Origin of the sequence: Streptomyces sp. ADI96-02, assembly GCF_003846185.1 — a bacterium.
In the GTDB taxonomy this organism is placed as follows: Bacteria; Actinomycetota; Actinomycetes; order Streptomycetales; family Streptomycetaceae; genus Streptomyces.
Window position 1 is genome coordinate 4050864 of record NZ_ML123034.1, and the last position, 19687, is coordinate 4070550.

Annotated in this window: 20 protein-coding genes and 1 pseudogene; 15 read left to right on the top strand and 6 right to left on the bottom strand. The window is 75.1% G+C overall.

Annotated features, from left to right (window positions below; genetic code table 11):
* A partial coding sequence (locus tag EES43_RS17970) for a transposase (RefSeq protein ID WP_206430194.1) occupies positions 1-475 on the bottom strand: 475 nt, incomplete at its 3' end.
* Between the two features lie 161 nt (positions 476-636).
* On the opposite strand from EES43_RS17970, the pseudogene EES43_RS17975 reads away from it, so the two are divergent.
* Together EES43_RS17975 and EES43_RS17980 are read left to right on the top strand one after the other, a co-directional pair.
* A pseudogene (locus EES43_RS17975) lies at positions 637-884 on the top strand (hypothetical protein); the annotation flags it as partial.
* Positions 885-1023: 139 nt separating this feature from the next.
* A complete protein-coding gene (locus tag EES43_RS17980; RefSeq protein WP_124269635.1) occupies positions 1024-2268 on the top strand; it encodes an RNA polymerase sigma factor in 1245 nt (414 codons plus the stop codon).
* A 51-nt stretch (positions 2269-2319) separates the two neighbouring features.
* On the opposite strand, the gene EES43_RS17985 is transcribed toward EES43_RS17980, so the two are convergent.
* Positions 2320-2769, bottom strand: coding sequence for a DUF5707 domain-containing protein (locus EES43_RS17985; protein ID WP_124269636.1), 450 nt, complete (start codon positions 2767-2769; stop codon positions 2320-2322).
* A 257-nt stretch (positions 2770-3026) separates the two neighbouring features.
* Here EES43_RS17985 and glmS point away from each other — a divergent pair, with 257 nt between their 5' ends.
* From glmS to EES43_RS18020, 7 genes are all read left to right on the top strand, one after another.
* Positions 3027-4874 (top strand): glutamine--fructose-6-phosphate transaminase (isomerizing), encoded by a 1848-nt coding sequence (glmS, locus tag EES43_RS17990; RefSeq protein WP_124269637.1) that lies wholly within the window; start codon positions 3027-3029, stop codon positions 4872-4874.
* 34 nt (positions 4875-4908) lie between these two features.
* Positions 4909-5277 (top strand): holo-ACP synthase, encoded by a 369-nt coding sequence (locus EES43_RS17995; RefSeq protein ID WP_124269638.1) that lies wholly within the window; start codon positions 4909-4911, stop codon positions 5275-5277.
* A 158-nt stretch (positions 5278-5435) separates the two neighbouring features.
* The gene (locus tag EES43_RS18000) at positions 5436-6884 is read left to right on the top strand and encodes an NAD(P)H-hydrate dehydratase (protein WP_124269639.1); all 1449 of its coding nucleotides are present in this window, start codon (positions 5436-5438) and stop codon (positions 6882-6884) included.
* A 79-nt stretch (positions 6885-6963) separates the two neighbouring features.
* On the top strand, positions 6964-8175 hold the full coding sequence (gene alr / locus EES43_RS18005; RefSeq protein ID WP_124269640.1) for an alanine racemase: 1212 nt from the start codon (positions 6964-6966) through the stop codon (positions 8173-8175).
* 12 nt (positions 8176-8187) lie between these two features.
* On the top strand, positions 8188-9435 hold the full coding sequence (locus tag EES43_RS18010) for an alpha/beta fold hydrolase (protein ID WP_124269641.1): 1248 nt from the start codon (positions 8188-8190) through the stop codon (positions 9433-9435).
* Complete coding sequence (gene tsaE / locus EES43_RS18015) at positions 9401-9970, top strand: tRNA (adenosine(37)-N6)-threonylcarbamoyltransferase complex ATPase subunit type 1 TsaE (protein ID WP_124269642.1); 570 nt, start codon at positions 9401-9403, stop codon at positions 9968-9970. Before EES43_RS18010 ends, tsaE begins: the two co-directional genes overlap by 35 nt.
* A gap of 165 nt (positions 9971-10135) precedes the next feature.
* Positions 10136-10366, top strand: a complete 231-nt coding sequence (locus tag EES43_RS18020) for a hypothetical protein (RefSeq protein ID WP_124269643.1) — start codon at positions 10136-10138, stop codon at positions 10364-10366.
* An 89-nt stretch (positions 10367-10455) separates the two neighbouring features.
* Here the strand turns inward: EES43_RS18020 and EES43_RS18025 are convergent, their stop codons facing one another.
* Positions 10456-11028 carry a hypothetical protein gene (locus EES43_RS18025; RefSeq protein WP_124269644.1) on the bottom strand — a complete coding sequence of 191 codons (573 nt, stop codon included), beginning with the start codon at positions 11026-11028 and terminating at the stop codon, positions 10456-10458.
* Positions 11029-11196: 168 nt separating this feature from the next.
* Between EES43_RS18025 and tsaB the strand changes: the two genes are divergently transcribed.
* Genes tsaB through EES43_RS18045 form a run of 4 tightly spaced genes read left to right on the top strand, consistent with a single transcriptional unit; the run spans position 11197 to position 13782 of the window.
* Positions 11197-11844 carry a tRNA (adenosine(37)-N6)-threonylcarbamoyltransferase complex dimerization subunit type 1 TsaB gene (gene tsaB / locus EES43_RS18030; protein WP_124272046.1) on the top strand — a complete coding sequence of 216 codons (648 nt, stop codon included), beginning with the start codon at positions 11197-11199 and terminating at the stop codon, positions 11842-11844.
* A 29-nt stretch (positions 11845-11873) separates the two neighbouring features.
* The gene (gene rimI, locus EES43_RS18035; RefSeq protein WP_124272047.1) at positions 11874-12359 is read left to right on the top strand and encodes a ribosomal protein S18-alanine N-acetyltransferase; all 486 of its coding nucleotides are present in this window, start codon (positions 11874-11876) and stop codon (positions 12357-12359) included.
* On the top strand, positions 12359-13516 hold the full coding sequence (tsaD, locus tag EES43_RS18040; protein WP_124269645.1) for a tRNA (adenosine(37)-N6)-threonylcarbamoyltransferase complex transferase subunit TsaD: 1158 nt from the start codon (positions 12359-12361) through the stop codon (positions 13514-13516). Before rimI ends, tsaD begins: the two co-directional genes overlap by 1 nt.
* On the top strand, positions 13513-13782 hold the full coding sequence (locus EES43_RS18045) for a hypothetical protein (RefSeq protein ID WP_124269646.1): 270 nt from the start codon (positions 13513-13515) through the stop codon (positions 13780-13782). The genes tsaD and EES43_RS18045 overlap by 4 nt, the downstream gene beginning before the upstream one ends.
* A gap of 72 nt (positions 13783-13854) precedes the next feature.
* On the opposite strand, the gene EES43_RS18050 is transcribed toward EES43_RS18045, so the two are convergent.
* Positions 13855-15270 carry an alpha/beta hydrolase family protein gene (locus tag EES43_RS18050; RefSeq protein ID WP_124269647.1) on the bottom strand — a complete coding sequence of 472 codons (1416 nt, stop codon included), beginning with the start codon at positions 15268-15270 and terminating at the stop codon, positions 13855-13857.
* A 147-nt stretch (positions 15271-15417) separates the two neighbouring features.
* Positions 15418-16131: a TetR/AcrR family transcriptional regulator gene (locus EES43_RS18055; RefSeq protein WP_124269648.1), complete on the bottom strand. Its 714-nt coding sequence runs from the start codon at positions 16129-16131 to the stop codon at positions 15418-15420.
* 166 nt (positions 16132-16297) lie between these two features.
* On the opposite strand from EES43_RS18055, the gene EES43_RS18060 reads away from it, so the two are divergent.
* A complete protein-coding gene (locus EES43_RS18060; protein ID WP_124269649.1) occupies positions 16298-17806 on the top strand; it encodes an MFS transporter in 1509 nt (502 codons plus the stop codon).
* Between the two features lie 110 nt (positions 17807-17916).
* Positions 17917-18381 (top strand): VOC family protein, encoded by a 465-nt coding sequence (locus tag EES43_RS18065; RefSeq protein WP_124269650.1) that lies wholly within the window; start codon positions 17917-17919, stop codon positions 18379-18381.
* 69 nt (positions 18382-18450) lie between these two features.
* Here EES43_RS18065 and EES43_RS18070 read toward each other — a convergent pair whose 3' ends face one another.
* Positions 18451-19674, bottom strand: a complete 1224-nt coding sequence (locus tag EES43_RS18070; protein WP_124269651.1) for a class I SAM-dependent methyltransferase — start codon at positions 19672-19674, stop codon at positions 18451-18453.
* Between the last annotated feature and the right edge of the window lie 13 nt (positions 19675-19687).

A 19687-nucleotide genomic window follows, 5' to 3' on the forward strand; every position in this document is an offset into this window, starting at 1 on the left:
GGACCAGCCCGGGCAGAATGCGTCCCGCGGCCCGGACTGCGGGTATGCCCTCGCCTTGCTCGGCGGCCTGCATCCAGGCGACTTCCCGAGCTTGGGCACGCGCCGCGCGCAGAGAAGCCAGTGTCCTCTCGTCGGTGTCGGCGAGCAGTCGCCAGGCCGTCGGTGCGGAGGCGACCGAACCGAACACCCCTGCCTGGTCCCGCAGTACGGCCAGGTCCGCGATGGCCTCACCGCCGTCAGCGAGCATCACCGCCAGGTCGGTGGCGATCCGGCCCGGATCATGCCCGGTCCCGCGCGGCCGAAGCGGCCTGAGCGCGGTGGAGTACGCGGCGGTCAGCCCGGTGGCATCAGCGAGATCGGCCAGTAACCGTGCCCCGGCATGCCCGACCACCCCCGAACCATCTGCACTGACCTGGATCTTGGGACGCCACCCGATAGCCTGCACGTAGAAAGTGCCCTCCGCCTGGACCGACAGAACCCCTCAGCAAGGTTCATCGTTCCAGGTCAGGAAGGCACTTTCCCATTTCCGCCCCACCAGCCGCCGTACCCAAGCGAAACGGCGAGGTTAGCGCGCCCGCGCGCACTCCGTCCGCCGGTGTCGTACACGTCAACATCCGGCTCACCGACGGCTTCACGATGATCTCCAACAGGCTCTCCCAGCGCAGGGACATGTCCCTGCTGGCGATCGGCCTCGGCACGCACATCCAGTCGCTGCCCACCGGGGCCAAGGTCGGCATCAAGGTGCTGGCCGCGATCTTCCCGGAGAGCGAGGCCGCCATCGCGGCGGCCCTGCGGGAGCTGGAGCGCCACGGCTTCCTGCGCCGCATCCGCGAACGCGTCCGGGGCGCGCGGGTGCCACGCGCACGGAGTCGTACAACCACCCGAGGGTCGCCGTCGAGCGCCGGGTGAGGATGGTGGGCGAGCCCTCGCCCGAGCCGTCTCCGCCGCCGCAGCCGCAGTTCGCTTCCGTGCCGCAGCCGGAGCCCGCTTTCGCGCCGGAGCCGGTGGCCGTGGCCGTGCGGCCTGTGCCCTCGCCCGAGCCGCAGCGAGCTCGTCCGCCGCTTCGGGGATCTCGACCTGGCCGAGGAGGTGACGTCCGAGGCGATGGAGGCCGCGCTGCGGCACTGGCCCGCCGACGGCGTCCCCGCCCGCCCCGGCGCGTGGCTTCTGACCACCGCGCGGCGCAGGGCGGTGGACCGGCTGCGGCGGGACCAGGCGTACGCGGCGCGGCTCGCCGTGCTGCGGGCGGACGCCGAACGGGCCGAGCCCGCGCCCGCCGCCGACGCGACCGGCGAGCTGCCGGACGAGCGGCTCCAGCTCTTCTTCACCTGCGCCCATCCGGCCCTCGCGGCCGAGGACCGCACCGCGCTGACCCTGCGCTGCCTGGCGGGCCTGACCACGCCGGAGGTGGCGCGCGCCTTCCTCGTCCCGACGCCGACGATGGCCCAGCGCATCGTCCGGGCGAAGAAGAAGATCCGCGACGCCCGGATCCCGTTCCGCGTGCCGGGACCCGACGAGCTGCCGGAGCGGCTGCCCGGGGTGCTCCAGGTCGTCTACTCGGTCTTCACGGAGGGGTACGCGGCCAGTTCCGGGCCCCGGCTCCAGCGGCTCGACCTGGCACAGGAGGCCATCCGGCTGGCCCGGATACTGCGCCGCCTGCTGCCCGCCGAGCGGGAGACCGCCGGCCTCCTCGCCCTGCTGCTCCTCGTCCACGCCCGGCGGGAGGCCAGGACCGGGCCGGACGGCGAACAGGTCCTCCTGGAGGACCAGGACCGCGCCCGCTGGGACCGCGCGATGATCGAGGAGGGCCGCGCGCTGGTGGTCGAGGCGCTGACCGGCGGGCCGGCCGGTCCGTACGGGGTGCAGGCCGCCGTCGCCGCGCTGCACGACGAGGCGGCGGACGTGCGGAGTACGGACTGGCCGCAGATCGTGGCCCTGTACGACGTGCTGCTCTCCCTCGCCCCGTCGCCCGTCGTCGCGTTGAACCGCGCCGTCGCGGTGGCCATGCGCGACGGGCCCGAGGCGGGGCTCGCGCTGCTGGACGCGCTGGAGGGCGAGCCGAGGCTGCGCGCGTACCACCCGTACCCGGCCGCGCGCGGCGACCTGCTGAGCCTGCTGGGCCGCCGGGGCGAGGCGGCGGCCCGGTACCGGGAGGCGCTTCGTCTGGCGGGCACGGATCCGGAACGGGAGGCGCTGCGGCGGAAACTGGCCCGCGTGGAGTCCGCCGCCGGGCCGGGCGGGGGCGGACCGGCGGCGGGCGGCTCCTGACGCGCCGGGCGCCGGGCGCCGGGCACCGCGTGCTGTGCCGCTGCCGGGGCGTCAGCCGTTGACGGTGAACTCGGCGGCCTTCGGGACGAACGCCGTTCCGCCGTCGTTCGCCGTCGCCAGGGCCGTCACGCGCCACGTCCCCTTCGGCAGTTCGGCGGCCTCGGCCCGGGTGACCTTCAGGGTGTACGCGCAGCGCGCGACACCGTCCCCCGCCGCCTTGCACACGGCGGAGTCGACGTCCGCCATCTCCTTCGCCGTCGGGGCCGGGGACATGCTCGCGGGCCAGGCGATCACCTTCAGGCCCCGGACGCCCGAGTCGTCCGACACCCGGGCGGTGAAGGTCAGCGAACCGGTCTTGCCCGCGCTCGGCGCGACGTACACGGCGGTGCCGTCCGTGACCTTCGGCCCGGTGCGCGGGGCCTCGCCGGCGAAGGCGTAGGTCCCGGCCCCGCCCAGCAGGGCGACGGCGGCGAGAGCGGAGAGGGCGAGACGCTGGGACATGGGAGGACTCCTTCAGATCGATGGTCGGCGCGCCGGACTCGAACGAGTGATCGCCGCGCGCTGTGTTCATCCTGGTTCGCGCGCGGCGGCCCGGCCTGAGTAGCCGCGCTCATCCGCCGTACTCAGCGCCGCCCGGGTACGCGCCGGCCGACGGCCGTGCCGTGAAGCCCGGCTGACGTGCCGTCGGGGCCGTGCCGCCCGGCGTGCGGAGGCCCGCGTTCCTGCCACCGGGACCCCTCCGGCCTTATGGTGCCGATATGTGCGGAATCGTGGGTTATGTCGGAGGGCAGTCGGCGCAGGACGTCGTCGTCGCAGGACTCAAGCGCCTCGAATACCGGGGCTACGACTCGGCGGGCGTCGCCGTTCTCGCGGACGGCGGGCTCGCCGCCGCGAAGAAGGCGGGCAAGCTCGTCAATCTGGAGAAGGAGTTGGGGGACCGACCGCTGCCGGCCGGGCGGACCGGGATCGGGCACACCCGGTGGGCGACGCACGGAGCGCCCACCGACGTGAACGCCCATCCGCATCTGGACAACGCGGGCCGGGTCGCCGTCGTGCACAACGGGATCATCGAGAACTTCGCGGCGCTGCGCCGCGAGCTGACCGGACGCGGCCACGCGCTGGGCTCGGAGACGGACACCGAGGTCGTCGCGCATCTGCTGGCGGAGGCGTTCTCGGCGGGCGGGGACCTCGCCGACGCGATGCGGCAGGTGTGCCGGCGGCTGGAGGGCGCGTTCACCCTGGTGGCCGTGCACGCGGACCAGCCGGACGTGGTCGTCGGCGCGCGGCGCAACTCGCCGCTCGTGGTGGGCGTCGGGCACGACGAGTGGTTCCTCGCCTCCGACGTCTCCGCGTTCATCGCCCACACCCGTTCCGCCGTCGAGCTGGGCCAGGACCAGGTCGTCGAGCTGAGCCGCGACGGCGTCGTGGTCACCGGCTTCGACGGCGACCTCGCCGAGGTCCGCGAGTACCACGTCGACTGGGACGCCTCCGCCGCCGAGAAGGGCGGCCACGCCTCCTTCATGCTCAAGGAGATCGCCGACCAGCCGCAGGCCGTGGCCGACACGCTCCTCGGCCGGGTCGACGGCGAGGGCACGCTCCTCCTCGACGAGGTGCGCATCCCGGCCGCCGAACTGCGGGAGATCGACAAGGTCGTCATCGTGGCCTGCGGCACCGCCTTCCACGCCGGGATGATCGCCAAGTACGCCATCGAGCACTGGACCCGGCTGCCCTGCGAGACCGAGCTGGCCAGCGAGTTCCGCTACCGGGACCCGATCCTGGACCACCGCACCCTCGTCGTCGCCATCTCGCAGTCCGGCGAGACCATGGACACCCTGATGGCGCTGCGGCACGCCCGCGAGCAGGGCGCGAAGGTGCTGGCCATCTGCAACACCAACGGCTCCACCATCCCCCGCGAGTCCGACGCCGTGCTCTACACGCACGCCGGGCCGGAAGTCGCCGTCGCCTCCACCAAGGCCTTCCTCACCCAGCTCGTCGCCTGCTACCTGGTGGCGCTCTACCTCGGCCAGTCGCGCGGTACGAAGTGGGGCGACGAGATCCGTACCGTCGTCCGGCAGCTCTCCGCCGTCCCCGGCCAGGTCGCCCGCGTCCTGGAGGCCATGGAACCGGTGCGCGAGCTGGCCCGGTCCCTCGCGCACCACGACACCGTGCTGTTCGTCGGACGGCACGTCGGCTACCCGGTCGCCCTCGAAGGCGCGCTGAAGCTCAAGGAGCTGGCCTACATGCACGCCGAGGGGTTCGCGGCCGGCGAGCTGAAGCACGGGCCCATCGCGCTCATCGAGGAGGGGCTGCCGGTCGTCGTGATCGCGCCCTCGCCGCGCGGCCGGTCCGTCCTGCACGACAAGGTCGTCTCCAACATCCAGGAGATCCGGGCCCGCGGAGCGCGCACCGTCGTCATCGCCGAGGAGGGCGACGAGGCCGTCCTCCCGTACGCGGACCACCTCATCACCGTCCCCGCAACGCCTACGCTGCTTCAGCCGCTGGTCGCCACCGTGCCGCTCCAGGTCTTCGCCTGCGAACTGGCGACGGCCCGCGGCAACGAGGTGGACCAGCCGCGCAACCTGGCGAAGTCCGTGACCGTGGAGTGACCCCGGGGAGCCCCGGGGCGACGAGGGTGGGTTCGTGATCATTGGGGTCGGAATCGATGTGGCCGAGATCGAGCGCTTCGGCGCGGCGCTGGAGCGTACGCCCCAGTTGGCCGAGCGGCTGTTCGTCGCCGCGGAGCTGACGCTGCCGAGCGGCGAGCGGCGGGGAACCGCCTCGCTCGCCGCCCGGTTCGCCGCGAAGGAGGCCCTGGCGAAGGCGCTCGGCGCGCCGGGCGGCCTGCTGTGGAGCGACGCGGAGATCTGGGTCGAGGAGAGCGGGCAGCCCCGGCTGCGGGTGCGCGGCACGGTCGCCGCCCGCGCCGCCGAGCTGGGGGTGCGCGGCTGGCACGTCTCCCTCAGCCACGACGCCGGAGTCGCCTCGGCCGTGGTGATCGCGGAGGGCTGAGCGCCGGGAGGCGGGCGATCGGGCCCCGCTCAGCGGGAGCGGCGCCCTCGCGGCGCGGCGATCGGGCCCTGCCCGACGGAGGTGGCGTCCGGCGTCGTGGTCGGGAACCCCGGCCGGTGGAGGTGGCGTTCGGCGCGGTGATCGCGGAGGGTGGGGCCATGCGACGTGCCTACAGCGTGGAGACCGTACGGGCCGCCGAGGCCGCCCTCATGCAGCGCCTGCCCGACGGCGCCCTGATGCGACGCGCCGCCGCCGGGCTGGCCACGGCCTGCGGCGACCTGCTGCGCCGCAACGGCCGGGTGTACGGCTCCCGGGTGCTGCTCCTGGTCGGCGGCGGCGACAACGGGGGCGACGCCCTGTACGCCGGGGCGCGGCTGGCCCGCCGGGGCGCGGGCGTCCGCGCCCTGCTCCTCTCGCCCGAGAAGGCCCACCCGGGCGGCCTCGCCGCGCTGCTGGCCGCCGGGGGCCGGGTCGTGGACGGGCCGGACGGGCTCGGCGTGCTCGACCTCGTGGTGGACGGCATCACCGGGATCGGCGGGCGCGGCGGGCTGCGCGAGGAGGCCGCCGCCGCGGTGCGCGCGGTGACCCGTTCCCGTACGCCCGTCCTCGCGGTGGACCTGCCGAGCGGTGTGGAGGCCGACACCGGGGAGGTGCGCGGCGAGGCGGTCCGGGCGGACGCGACGGTGACCTTCGGGACGTACAAGCCGGGCCTCCTCGTCGACCCGGCCGCCGAACTCGCCGGAGCCCTGCGGCTCGTGGACATCGGGCTCGGCCCCGAACTGCCCGAACCGCCGGACCTGGAGGCCCTCCAGTACGCGGACGTGGCGGCGCTGCTGCCCGTGCCCGGCGCGGAGAGCGACAAGTACCGGCGCGGGGTCGTCGGCGTGGTGGCCGGTTCCGAGCGCTACCCGGGCGCGGCGGTCCTCGCGGTCGCGGGCGCGCTGCACGGCGGCGCGGGCGCCGTGCGGTACGTCGGGCCGGGCGCGGACGCGGTCATCGGCCGCTTCCCGGAGACGCTGGTGCACGCCGGGCCGCCGTCGAAGGCCGGGCGGGTGCAGTCCTGGGTGGCGGGGCCGGGGCTGGGCGACGGGCCGGGCGCGCAGGAGGCGGTCGCCGACGTACTGGCCGCCGACGTACCCGTGCTGGTCGACGCGGACGGGCTGCGGTTCCTGGAGCCCGCCCGGGTCCGGACCCGGACCGCCCCGACCGTGCTCACCCCGCACGCCGGAGAGGCCGCGGCGCTCCTCGGCGTTTCCCGCGAGGAGGTCGAGAACGGGCGGCTCGCCGCCGTCCGCGAACTGGCCGCCCGCTACCGCGCCACCGTGCTCCTCAAGGGCTCCACGACCCTGGTCGCCGAAGCCCGGGACACGCCCGTCCGGGTCAACCCGACCGGCACGTCCTGGCTCGCCACGGCGGGCAGCGGCGACGTCCTGTCCGGGCTGACCGGGTCGCTGCTCGCGGCCGGTCTCGCCCCGCGCGACGCCGCCTCCGTCGGCGCGTACCTGCACGGGCTCGCCGCCCGGCACGGCTCGGACGGCGCGCCCGTCTCGGCCCAGGACGTCGCCGCGGGCATCCCGGCCGCCTGGCGCGACGTGCGGGCCGGCTGACCCCGGAGGCGGGCTGCGACGGGGGACGGGCGCGCCTCGGGAAGGGGGCCGGGGGCGCGCCTCTGAGAGACTGGGCGCGATGAACGAGACAGCGTCCTTGAGAGCCCGTGCCGAGATCGACCTCGACGCGCTGCGCGCCAACGTGCGCGTGCTGCGTGAGCGGGCCGCCGGTGCGCAGCTCATGGCCGTGCTGAAGTCCGACGCGTACGGACACGGGGCGCTGCCCTGCGCCAGGGCCGCGCGCGAGGCCGGTGCGACCTGGCTGGGAACCGCCACCCCGCAGGAGGCGTTGGCCCTGCGGGCGGGCGGACTCGACGGCCGCGTCCTGTGCTGGCTGTGGACGCCCGGCGGGCCCTGGGCCGAGGCGATCGAGGCCGACGTCGACGTGTCGGTCAGCGCCCTGTGGGCCCTGCGCGAGGTCGTCGCGGTGGCCGGAGCCGTCGGCCGCGCGGCCAGAATCCACCTCAAGGCCGACACCGGCCTCGGCCGCAACGGCTGCCGGCCCGCAGACTGGCCCGTACTCGTCACCGAGGCGCTTGCCGCCGAGAAGGCGGGCCGGGTCCGGATCGCGGGCCTCTGGTCCCACTTCGCCTGCGCCGACGAACCGGGCCACCCCTCGATCGCGGCGCAGCTCGGCGTGTTCCGGGACATGGTGGCGTACGCGGAGAAGGAGGGCGTGGAGCCCGAGGTGCGGCACCTGGCCAACTCCCCGGCCACGCTCACCCTGCCCGAGGCGCACTTCGACCTCGTCCGCACGGGCATCGCGATGTACGGCATCTCGCCCAGCCCCGAACTGGGCACGCCCGCCGACCTCGGACTGCGCCCCGTGATGACGTTCGCCGCGTCCCTCGCCCTGGTCAAGGACGCCCCGGCCGGACACGGCGTCAGCTACGGGCACCACTACACGACCCCCGCCGACACCACCCTCGGCCTGATCCCCGTCGGCTACGCGGACGGCGTCCCGCGCCACGCCTCCGGCCGGGGCCCGGTCCTGGTCGGCGGACGGACGCGCACGGTCGCGGGCCGCGTCGCCATGGACCAGTTCGTCGTCGACCTCGGCGGCGACCGGCCGGAACCGGGCGCGGAGGCGGTGCTGTTCGGCCCGGGGGACCGGGGCGAGCCGAGCGTGGAGGACTGGGCGGTGGCGGCCGACACGATCGGGTACGAGATCGTCACCCGGATCGGGTCCCGGGTGCCCCGGGTGTACGTCGGCGAGAGGGCCGCGCCGCGGCCGGGGGCGCACGGGAGCGGCGGGAGCGGCCCGCACGAGAACCCGACCGACGACGACTAGGAGCGCGGCACGGTGAGCGAGAGCAGTGCGGGGGACGTGGTGGCGGCGACCGCCGCCACGGCGGCCGGCTGGCGTCGGGCGGGCATCGCCGGGGCCGCGATAGGGGTGATCGCCGCGGGTGCGGCGGCCGGGGTCGCCGTGGAGCGGCTGACGGTGGGCCGCGGCATGCGCAAGAAGGCCCGGCTCGCGCTGGACGCGACCGGACCGTACGGCTCGCTGCGCGGGACGCCCGGCCGGGCCGTCGCCGACGACGGGACGGAGCTGTACTACGAGGTCGAGGAGGCGGAACCGGCCGAACCGGCCGGGCGGTCCGACGGCCCGACGGAGGCGGACACCCGGCGGCGGCGTCTGTTCGGCCGCAAGTCGCCCGCGCCCGTCACCGTCGTGTTCAGCCACGGCTACTGCCTCGGCCAGGACTCCTGGCACTTCCAGCGCGCGGCGCTGCGCGGGCTGGTCCGCGCGGTCTACTGGGACCAGCGCAGCCACGGCCGCTCCGGACGCGGCCGGGCCCAGGCGGACGGCGTGCCGGCCGGCATCGACCAGCTCGGCCGCGACCTGAAGGCGGTCATCGACGCGGCGGCCCCCGAAGGCCCGCTGGTGCTGGTGGGCCACTCGATGGGCGGCATGACGATGATGGCGCTGGCCGACCAGTACCCGGCCCTGGTCCGCGATCGAGTGGCCGCCGTCGCGCTGGTCGGCACCTCCGGCGGGAAGCTGGCCGAGGTCGACTTCGGGCTGCCGGTGGCGGGCGTGAAAGCGGTGCGCCGGGTGCTGCCCGGGGTGCTGAAGGCGCTCGGTTCGCAGGCGGAGCTGGTGGAGAAGGGGCGGCGGGCGACGGCGGACCTGTTCGCCGGGCTGATCAAGCGGTACTCGTTCGGTTCGCGGGACGTGGACCCGGCCGTCGCCCGGTTCGCGGAGCGGCTGATCGAGTCCACCCCGATCGACGTGGTCGCCGAGTTCTACCCGGCCTTCGCCGAGCACGACAAGAGCGGGGCGCTGCCCGCGTTCCGGGACGTGCCCGTGCTGATCCTGGCCGGGGACAAGGACCTGGTCACGCCCAGCTCGCACAGCGAGGCCATCGCCGACGTACTGCCCGAGGCGGAGCTGGTGATCGTGCCCGACGCCGGTCACCTGGTGATGCTGGAGCACCCGGAGACGGTCACCGACCGGCTGGCCGACCTGCTCGTACGCAGCGGCGCGGTCCCGGCCGCTAACGTTGGCGAGCATGGAAGCACCGCACAGCAGCCCGGCCGCCGATAGCCCGCACGACAGCCCCGCCGCCGGGGCCGCGCCGGACGCCGTCACCGTACGGATCGCCGTCGACTCACCCGAACGGATGCAGGAGCTGGGCCGTCGCCTCGCCGGTGTGCTCGCGCCCGGCGACCTGGTCATGCTCACGGGCGAGCTGGGCGCGGGGAAGACGACGCTGACCCGGGGCCTCGGCGAGGGCCTGGGCGTGCGCGGCGCGGTCACCTCGCCCACCTTCGTCATCGCCCGCGTCCATCCGCCGCTCTCCGGGGGCCCGGCCCTGGTCCACGTCGACGCGTACCGCCTGGGCGGCGGGCTCGACGAGATGGAGGACCTGGACCTGGACGTGTCGCTGCCGGATTCGGTGGTGGTCGTGGAGTGGGGCGACGGGAAGGTCGAGGAGCTGTCGGAGGACCGGCTGCGGGTGCTCATCGACCGCGCGACCGGCGACACGGACGACGACCGGCGCGAGGTGACCCTGGTCGGCGTCGGGCCGCGCTGGGCGGGGCTGCGGGAGGACCTGACGGGGTCGGGAGCGGGGCGGTAGGGCGGCCGGACGCTCCACCCGTCGGCGGGACCTCCGCCGCCCGGCTTTGCCGACAGGATGTCGGTACATTGTTGCGTGCGGGACGGTGGTCGTGGTCACATGGGATACGAGACCTGGTTAGGTCTACCTAACCACGACCTCCACCGGAGCCCCCAGGAGGCATCCATGCCGACGCCCGAGCGCGCAGCGCGGCCACGGCCGCAGTCGACGCCGTCCGCCCTGTCGATGAAGGACCTGCTGGCCTCGTGCGCCGCGGCCACCGCGGTCTCCACACCGCCCGACGGAGCATCGCCCCGCGAGCCGGAGGAGACGGACGGACCGGCCGGCGGAACGGGCGGGACGGACCGCGCGGCGGCGAGACCGCCCCTGCCGCCGGCCGACCGCCGGGCGGCCTGAGCCCGCACCCGCCACGGCGGACGACGATCCTGACCATGGAGCGACGCCCACGGGACGACGCCCGCAGGATGACGCCTCCGGGACGACGCCTACGGGACGACGACGACCTTGGCGCCGACCGTCGCGAACGTCCACACCGCGTCGCCGTCGGCCCGCTTCATCCGCACGCCGCCGGTCTTCGACTCAGGGTCCGGAGGCGTCATCGAGCCGTCCTGGGCCGCACTGAAGCCCACCGAGACGTCGTCCACGTTCGCGAAGCGCACCACGTGCTCGATCAGGACGCCGTCCGAGCCCTTGATGCTCCCCGAGCGCGACGTGACCCGGTAGACGCCGGGCAGCGGGTTGACGGGGCTCGGCATCACGGTGAAGGTGCGGCTCGCCCTGCCCTTGGCGTCCACCAGCCACACCCGCCGGTCCTTGAGCGCGTACACCACGCGCTCGCCGGTGTCCGAGTCGGCCGGGACCGCCAGCGGGTCCTTCGAGGGCTTCGGCTCGGCGGCGGCCGGAGCGGGCGCGGACGCCGAGACGGAGGTCTTCGGCGCGGCCGAGGAGGACGCCACCGATTCGGGTGCGCTCGCGGACGCCTGGTAGGCCAGGACGCCGACCGCGACGACTGCCGCCACGGTGAGCCCGGCCACGATTCCCGAGCTTCCCCTTGCCACCGTGAACTCCCCTTTCGGCTGCCGTCTGCCGCATGTCGTACAAGCGTTTACGTCGTACCCGCGGATACCCGGTGACGGTAGCAGCAGCGAGGGGGCAGACCGGGACGCCGTAGGGACGCCGTGCCGCCGTCGGCGGAGCCGTAGGCTGTTTGCGTGCTCTTGCTCGCCATGGATACCGCCACGCCCGCCGTCACCGTCGCCCTCCACGACGGCACGTCCGTCATCGCCGAGTCCGGCCAGGTCGACGCCCGCAGGCACGGGGAACTGCTGCTGCCCGCCGTCGACCGGGTCCTCGCCGAGGCCGGGGTGAAGCCCGACGCGCTCACCGCGGTGGTCGTCGGCACCGGCCCCGGCCCCTACACCGGGCTGCGCGTCGGCCTGGTCACCGCGGCGACGTTCGGCTCCGCCCTCGGCCTGCCGGTCCACGGCCTGTGCACCCTGGACGGCCTGGCGTACGCCGCCGGGCTCGACGGCCTCGCCGGACCGTTCGCGGTGGCCACGGACGCCCGCCGCAAGGAGGTCTACTGGGCGCGCTACGCGGACGCCCGCACCCGTGTCGGCGAGCCCTCCGTGGACCGGCCCGCCGACATCACCGCCGAACTGGCCGGGCTGCCCGTGGCCGGCGCCGGGGCGGAGCTCTACCCGGAGGCGTTCCCGGACGCGCGCGGCCCCCGGTACGTGGCGGCCGGGGCGCTCGCCGCGCTCGCCGCCGAGCGGCTGGCCGCCGGGCAGGAGCTGCCGGAGCCCCGGCCGCTCTACCTGCGCAGGCCCGACGCCCAGGTCCCGAAGAACTACAAGGTGGTCACGCCGAAGTGAGCACCGCCACCGCCGCCGTGCTGCGCGAGATGCGCTGGTGGGACATCGAACCGGTGCTGGAGCTGGAGCACGCCCTGTTCCCGGACGACGCCTGGTCGCCCGGCATGTTCTGGTCCGAGCTGGCGCACGCCCGCGGCCCCGGCGCCACCCGCCGCTACGTCGTCGCCGAGGACCCGGCCACCGGCCGGATCGTCGGCTACGCGGGGCTCGCCGCCCTCGGCGACCTCGCCGACGTCCAGACGATCGCCGTCAGCCGCGACCAGTGGGGCGGCGGCCTCGGCTCCGAACTCCTCACCGACCTGCTGAAGCACGCCACCGCCTTCGAGTGCGCCACCGTGCTGCTGGAGGTCCGCGTCGACAACACCCGGGCGCAGAAGCTGTACGAGCGCTTCGGCTTCGAGCCGATCGGCTTCCGGCGCGGCTACTACCAGCCCGGCAACGTCGACGCCCTGGTGATGCGCCTCCACGTACAAGAACCCGGACCCGCGTCCGCCGAAGAAACCGAGACTGACTGATGGCTGCCGACGAACCCCTCGTACTGGGCATCGAGACCTCCTGCGACGAGACCGGCGTCGGGATCGTGCGCGGGACGACGCTGCTCGCGGACGCCGTCGCCTCCAGCGTCGACACCCACGCCCGCTTCGGCGGCGTGGTGCCGGAGATCGCCTCCCGCGCCCACCTGGAGGCGATGGTCCCCACCATCGAGCGCGCCCTGAAGGAGGCCGGGATCAGCGCCCGGGACCTCGACGGGATCGCCGTCACCTCCGGCCCCGGCCTGGCCGGAGCGCTGCTGGTCGGCGTCTCGGCGGCGAAGGCGTACGCGTACGCCCTGAACAAGCCGCTGTACGGCGTCAACCACCTCGCCTCGCACATCTGCGTCGACCAGCTGGAACACGGGCCGCTGCCCGAGCCGACCATGGCGCTGCTGGTCAGCGGCGGGCACTCCTCGCTGCTGCTGGCCCCCGACATCACCAGCGACGTCCGGCCGCTGGGCGCGACGATCGACGACGCGGCGGGCGAGGCGTTCGACAAGATCGCCCGGGTGCTCGACCTCGGCTTCCCCGGCGGACCGGTCATCGACCGGCTGGCCAGGGAGGGCGACCCGCGGGCCATCGCGTTCCCGCGCGGCCTGACCGGCCCGCGCGACGCCCCGTACGACTTCTCCTTCTCCGGCCTGAAGACCTCGGTCGCCCGCTGGATCGAGGCGAAGCGCGCCGCGGGCGAGGAGGTGCCGGTACGGGACGTGGCGGCGTCCTTCCAGGAGGCCGTGGTGGACGTGCTCACCCGCAAGGCCGTACGCGCCTGCAAGGACGAGGGCGTCGACCACCTGATGATCGGCGGCGGGGTGGCGGCCAACTCGCGGCTGCGGGCGCTGGCCGAGGAGCGGTGCGAGCGGGCGGGCATCCGGCTGCGGGTGCCGCGCCCCGGGCTGTGCACGGACAACGGGGCGATGGTCGCGGCGCTCGGCGCGGAGATGGTGGCCCGCAACCGTACGCCCTCCGACCTGGGGCTCTCGGCGGACTCGTCGCTGCCGGTCACCGAGCCGCACGTGCCGGGCGCACACGGCCGCGACGGCACCCATGGCCACGGCCACGGACACGGACACGGCCACAGTCACAGCCACGACCACGACCACGTGCACGAGATCAGCAAGGACAACCTCTACTCATGAGCCCGACCACGCTCGTCCTCATGTGGGAGGCCCGCGCCGCCGAGGGCCGCGGCGGCGAACTGCTGGAGTGGGCCCGCGCCCGCGCCGCCTCACTGGCCCCCGCCCCGGCCCGCCGCGAGCTGCTGCGCGCGCCGCGGGACCGGGTGCTGGTGATGACGTGGTGGCCGGGCGCGGCGTACGGCGACGACCTCCCCGAACTCCCCGAGCCCGCGCCCGGCCTGGTCACCCGCCCGGTCCACCGCTGGCGGTTCGAGTCGGTCGGCTGAGGCCGGGCAGGGGGACGGGCACGCGTACGGGCCGCGTACGGGCACGCTCCGGGCCACGGGGGCCGGGCCGGGTCAGCCGCCGCCCGACAGCGTCTTCTGGAGCCAGTCGAAGACGACTTCGTTGTGCAACTGCGGGGCCATCGGCGAGCAGTGCAGCTGCGCGCCCTGCGCGGCGGTCAGCTTGACGTAGTCCTTGGGCGAGGTGAGCTTGTCGTACAGCCGGCGCGACTGGCCCGGGTAGAACTGCTCGTCCTCGTAGTCCAGGACCAGGGTCGGGGCCTTGATGCGGGGGATGACGGAGTTGATCGACATCGCCCGGATGCGCGCGGCGGGCGTGTAGAAGTCCGTGAACAGCTTGCCCTTGCGGGCTTCGAGCATCGCCGGGATGGAGAAGGGCTCGAACCGCTTCTTCAGCAGGGCGACGACCGCCGGAGACAGTTCGGGGACGACCTCCTTGTTCCAGATCCGGTTCGTCTCCGCCTTGTCGGGCGTGAGGATCTGCCGGATCTCCGGCGGGAAGCCGAGCCACGGTTCGACGCAGCCGGGCATGGCCACCAGCGCGCTGATCCGGTCCTCGAAGGCCGCCGCCCGGGGGGCGAGCGCGCCTCCCATGCTCAGCCCGGTCAGGGCGATCTTGCCGCTGTCCACGTCGCTGCGCGCGGTCAGCCAGTCGAGGAGCGGGCCGACGACCTTCTCCCAGGTGTGGGTGAACACCACCTGGTCGACGAAGAGGAGCTGCCCCTGCCCGGGGCCGTCGTAGACGAGCGCGTTCCAGCCGCGAGCGAGCGCGGCCGGGACGCCGTACGTCCACATGTCGACGTTCTGGCCGTCGCTTCCGTTGGTCAGGATGACCGTGGGCCGGGGCTTGCTCGACTCGTCGGGGCGGAAGAACCACACCGGCAACGGCGTCTTCCCGTACGGGACGGTGGTGCGGACCGGGGGCGGGTCGCACAGGCCGCAGAAGGCGTCCCAGGCTTTCCGCCCGGCCTTGTACAGCTGCTCCTCGGCGCCGGGATCGTCCGAACCGAGGACGAAGAACAGCGCCTGGCCGTAGTACTGGGCGGCGCGCAGGGCCCGGAACCGCTTGGTCTGCTGGTCGGCCGGTGCGCCGGGCGGCGCTTTCAGCAGCTGGTCGCCGAGGGCCCGGAAGGTCTTCACGTACGTCTGCGCGGAGAGGCCGGCCTTGTTGATCGTGTTCACGGCGGTCAGGACCTCGCCGACCTCGGCGCTGCCGACCCCGGAGCCGCCGAGCGCCGTGAGGCCGTTGAAGTTGTACCCGGGGTCCTTGAACAGCGTCATCGCGCCCGGGGTGGGGTTGCGGGCGGCGCGGGGCGAGGCGGAGGCGGAGCCGCTGCCGCTCGGGGCGGGGGCGGGGGGAGCGCTCGCGGGAGCGCAGCCTGCTGCGAGCGCGGCTCCCGCGCCGGCTCCGGCGACGAGCAGGGCGCGACGGGTGGGGGCGGAGGCGCGTTCACGGGATACGTACATCATATCAGCGGAACGTAGCCCCGCCCCGGGAGGTCGGCATCTCGCCGTGCGTCCGAACGGCCCATCCGTGCGCCGGGCCGCCGGGCCCCGGTCGCCGGGCCGCCGGGCCGGGCCGCCGGGCCGGGCCGCCGGGCCCCGGGCCGTCCGCCGTCAGGGCGCCGGAGCGTCGGCCGCCCGGGTGAGCAGGCCCGCCACGACCGCGTCGATCTCCTCGGCGACCTCGTAGTCGGCCGCGTACGCGCGCCAGCGGTCCTTCACCGCGGTCAGCCGGGGCAGTTCCGCCGCGTCCTTCGGGGTGAGCGTCTCGGGGAAGGACTGCCGCCGTGCCGGGCTGTGCGCCCGGCGGGCCGCCGCCCTGCGGAGGACCAGGTCGCCGTAGACGTAACTCCAGATCGTCCGGTACGCGCGCACCGAGCGCGCCGGGGTGAGGCCGCAGGCCAGGGCGCAGTCGACGATCTCCTCGACCATCCACAGGGCGTTGCGGTCGGTCGGTTCGCCGAGCGCCAGGATGTCCAGCACCCACGGTATGCGGCCGATGACGTCGTGCAGGTGCACCGCGACCGCCACCATCCGCTCGCGCGGGTCCTCGGGCAGCTCCGGGCGCGGGAAGTCCGCCGCGGTGCCGGCCAGGGTGAGCATCAGCAGCTCGTCCTTGTCCTGGACGTAGTGGTAGAGCGCCATCGGCGTGCTGCCCAGCTCCTTCGCCACCCGCCGCATGCTCAGGGCGTCGACGCCCTCCTCCTCGACGATGCGGCGCGCGGTGGCCACCATCCTGTCCGGGTCCAGCCTGCGGGGCCGCCCCACCGGCCGTCCGGACGTCGTCCGCCGCCCGTCCTCCGCCGTCTTCTTCTCGCTGCCTGGCATCCGGGCATTCTCTCCCTCCGGCTCGCCCGCGCCGTCGCGCGGGGGTGGTTCTCCGGCCTCCCGCGTTTATTTTCTATACATGTATGGTAATTCTCGTTCGAGGGCCGGCGGGAACGGGAGCCGGCGGACGTCGGCGGGAGCCGGCGAGGGGGGAAGGGGGGCTGCCATGAGCGGCGCGGCACACGACGCATCGGGGAGTGCGCCGCAGAGCGCACCGGGGCGCGCGGCCCGGCACGGGCGGTGGCTGCTGGTGGTGGCGCTCACGGTGCAGTTCCTCGTCTCGCTGGACATGTCCGTGGTGAACGTGGCCCTGCCCGACATCCGCAGCGATCTCGGCTTCGGCGGCGACGGGCTGCTCTGGGTCGTGAACGCCTACGCCCTCGCCTTCGGCGGGCTCCTCATGCTCGGCGGCCGGCTCGCCGACCTGGCGGGCCCCCGCCGCGTCCTGACGGCGGGTCTGGCGCTCTTCGGGTCGGCCGGTCTGGCGGGCGGCCTCGCCTGGTCGCCCGGCTCCCTGGTGGCGGCCCGCGCGGTGCAGGGCGTCGGCGCGGCGGCCCTCGCCCCGGTGGCCTTCGCCCTGATCACCCTCGCCTTCCCGGCGGGGCCCGCCCGCTCCCGCGCCCTCGGGCTGTGGGGCATGGCGGGTGCGGCGGGCGGCGCGGTCGGGGTGCTCGCGGGCGGGCTGCTCACCGACGCCGCCGGGTGGCGTGCGGTGATGCTGATCAACGTGCCCATCGTCGCCTTCGCCCTCGTCGCTGCCATCCGCACCGGGCCCGTCGGCTCGGAGCGGCGGACCGGCGCGCGGCTCGACGTGGCGGGAGCGCTTCTCGCCACGGCCGGCATGACTCTGCTGGTGCTCGGGCTGGTGCGGACCACGGCCCACGCGTGGGGCTCGGCGACGACGTCGGCCACGCTCGGCGCCGCCGCCCTGCTGGCCGCCTTCGTCGCCGTCGAGCGGCGCACCGCCTCGCCGCTGCTGCGCCCCGGACTGCTGCGGGGCCGGCCCGTGCTGACCGCGAACCTGGTCTGCCTGCTGCTGGCCTCGGCGCAGTTCGGCGCGTTCTACTTCGTCTCGCTCCACCTGCAACTGGTGCTCGGCTACGGTTCCACCGCCGCCGGAGCCGCCTTCCTGCCGTTCTGCGCCGGTATCGTCGTCGGCTCCGTCCTCGCCCCCCGGGCGGTCGCCGTGCTCGGCCTCCGCCCGCTGATGGCGGTGGGCGCCGGCCTGGCGGCGCTGGGCATGGCCTGGTTCGCGGCGACCGCCACCGCCGACGGCGGCTTCCTCGGCTCCGTCCTCGGCCCGTCGCTGCTCTGCTCCCTCGGCATCGGGCTGGGCTTCGTCCCGCTCGGCACGGCGGCCACCACCGACGTGGCTCCCGGCGAGACCGGTATGGCGTCCGGGCTGCTCAACAGCTCGCGCCAGGTGGGCGGTTCGCTCGGTCTCGCCGTCCTGGTCACGGTCGCCACCGGGGTCACGGGCGACGGCGCGGGGCCGGCCGCCCTGTCCGCGGGCCACGCCGCCGCCTTCTGGCTCTCGTCGGCGTTCCTGGCGGTCGCCGCGCTGGCGGCGTACGTCCTGCTGCCGGGCGCGGGCCGGAGGGCCGCCGTCCGGGCCGCCGGGCCGCGCGAAGCCGCCGGGCGGGCCGGGGAGAGGCCCGACGGGGTGCCCGGCTGAACTCCTCCGGGCGTGTCCGATGACTTCGCCCGCCGGGACGGGTCTACCTTGCACGACGTCCCGGCCACCCCGCCCGGACATGGCGAAGGCCCGACGAGGGGAAGAAGACCATGCAGAAGATCACCACCTGTCTCTGGTTCGACGGCCAGGCCGAGGAAGCGGCCCGGTACTACATCGCGATCTTCGGCGGCGACTCGCGCGTCCTGGACGTCAGCCGCAACGGCGACGCGGGCCCCGGTGAGCCCGGCAGCGTGCTCACCGTCCGCTTCCTGCTCGCCGGCCAGGAGTACCTGGGGCTCAACGGCGGCCCGCAGTTCCCGTTCACCGAGGCGATCTCGCTCTCCGTGGACTGCGCCGACCAGGCCGAGGTCGACCGGCTCTGGGACGCGCTCACCGAGGGCGGCGAGGAGAGCCAGTGCGGCTGGCTGAAGGACCGGTTCGGCCTGTCCTGGCAGATCGTCCCGAGCGCCATGCCCGAGCTGCTGTCGGGCCCGGACCCGGCCAAGGCGGAGCGCGCCATGAAGGCGATGCTGGGCATGCGCAAGCTGGACATCCAGGCCCTGCGGGACGCCTGAGACGCGCGGGCCGGAGGGCCGGGGCGGCCCGGCAGGGGAGTACGGGCCGACGGCGCGCGGGCCGGTGGTTCAGGCCAGCGGGTGCCCGATGAGCATCGTCGGGGCCCCGGCCACCCGCGTCAGGAACACCGTCGCCGCGTTCGGTCCGCTCAGCTTCATCCGCCGCCGCAGCTCCTCCGGCTCGACCGCCGAACCGCGCTTCTTGACGGTCAGTACGCCGACCTCCCGCTCCCGCAGCAGGGCCTTGAGCCGCTTCATGTTGAACGGGAGCCGGTCGGTGATCTCGTACCCGGAGACGTACGGGGAGGCGTACGGCTCGTCAGCGGTGACGTACGCGATCGTCTCGTCCACCAGGCGTCCGCCGCACCGCGCCACGACGTCCGCGACCAGGTGCGCCCGGATCACCGCGCCGTCCGGCTCGTACAGGTAGCGGCCGACCGGGCCGACCGGCGGGGCGGGCAGCGGGGCCGGGGCGGTCAGGGCGGCTCCGGACGGCAGCAGGGTCGCCCGGAACGAGCCGGCCGCGAACCCCTCCCCGTACCAGAGCACCGCTTCCTTGACGTCGCCGCCGTCCGAGATCCACTCGGCCTCCGCCTCGGGTCCGATCGCCTCGTGCGGGATGCCCGGAGCGATCTTCAGCGCCGCGCGGGGGGCCTTCAGCGCGGCGGCCGTCGCCCAGGACAGCGGCGGTGAGTACGCCTCCGGGTCGAAGATCCGGCCGCGCCCGCCCCGCCGCGCCGGGTCCACGAAGACGGCGTCGTACGGCGAGGCGTCGATCTCCGCGACGTCGGCGCACCGCACCTCGATCAGCCCGGCCAGACCGAGCGCGTCCGCGTTGGCGCGGGCCACCTCGGCGGTGAGCGGGTCGCGGTCCACGGCGAGCACGCGGACGCCGGCGCGGGCCAGCGCGATGGCGTCGCCCCCGATCCCGCAGCACAGGTCCGCCACGCTCCGCACGCCGAGCGCCGCGAACCGGGCGGCGCGGTGGGCGGCGACCGAGGTGCGGGTGGCCTGTTCGACGCCGTTGGGCGTGAAGTACATCCGGTAGGCGTCCTCGGCCCCGAACTTCGCCGCCGCCCGCTGCCGCAGCCGCGCCTGCCCCAGCGCCGCCGAGACCAGCCGGGCCGGGTGCGCACGGCGCAGCCTGGTCGCGGTCGCCAGCTCCTGGGCGGGGTCGTGGTCGCGCAGGGCGGCCAGCAGCTGTTCGCCCTCGGGCGTGCGCAGCGCGGCGAAGTCGGCGCGGGCGGGGTCGTCGGCCGAGGCGGCGGAGGTCGTTGCGTTCACCCGGTCCATTGTGAGCCAGGCG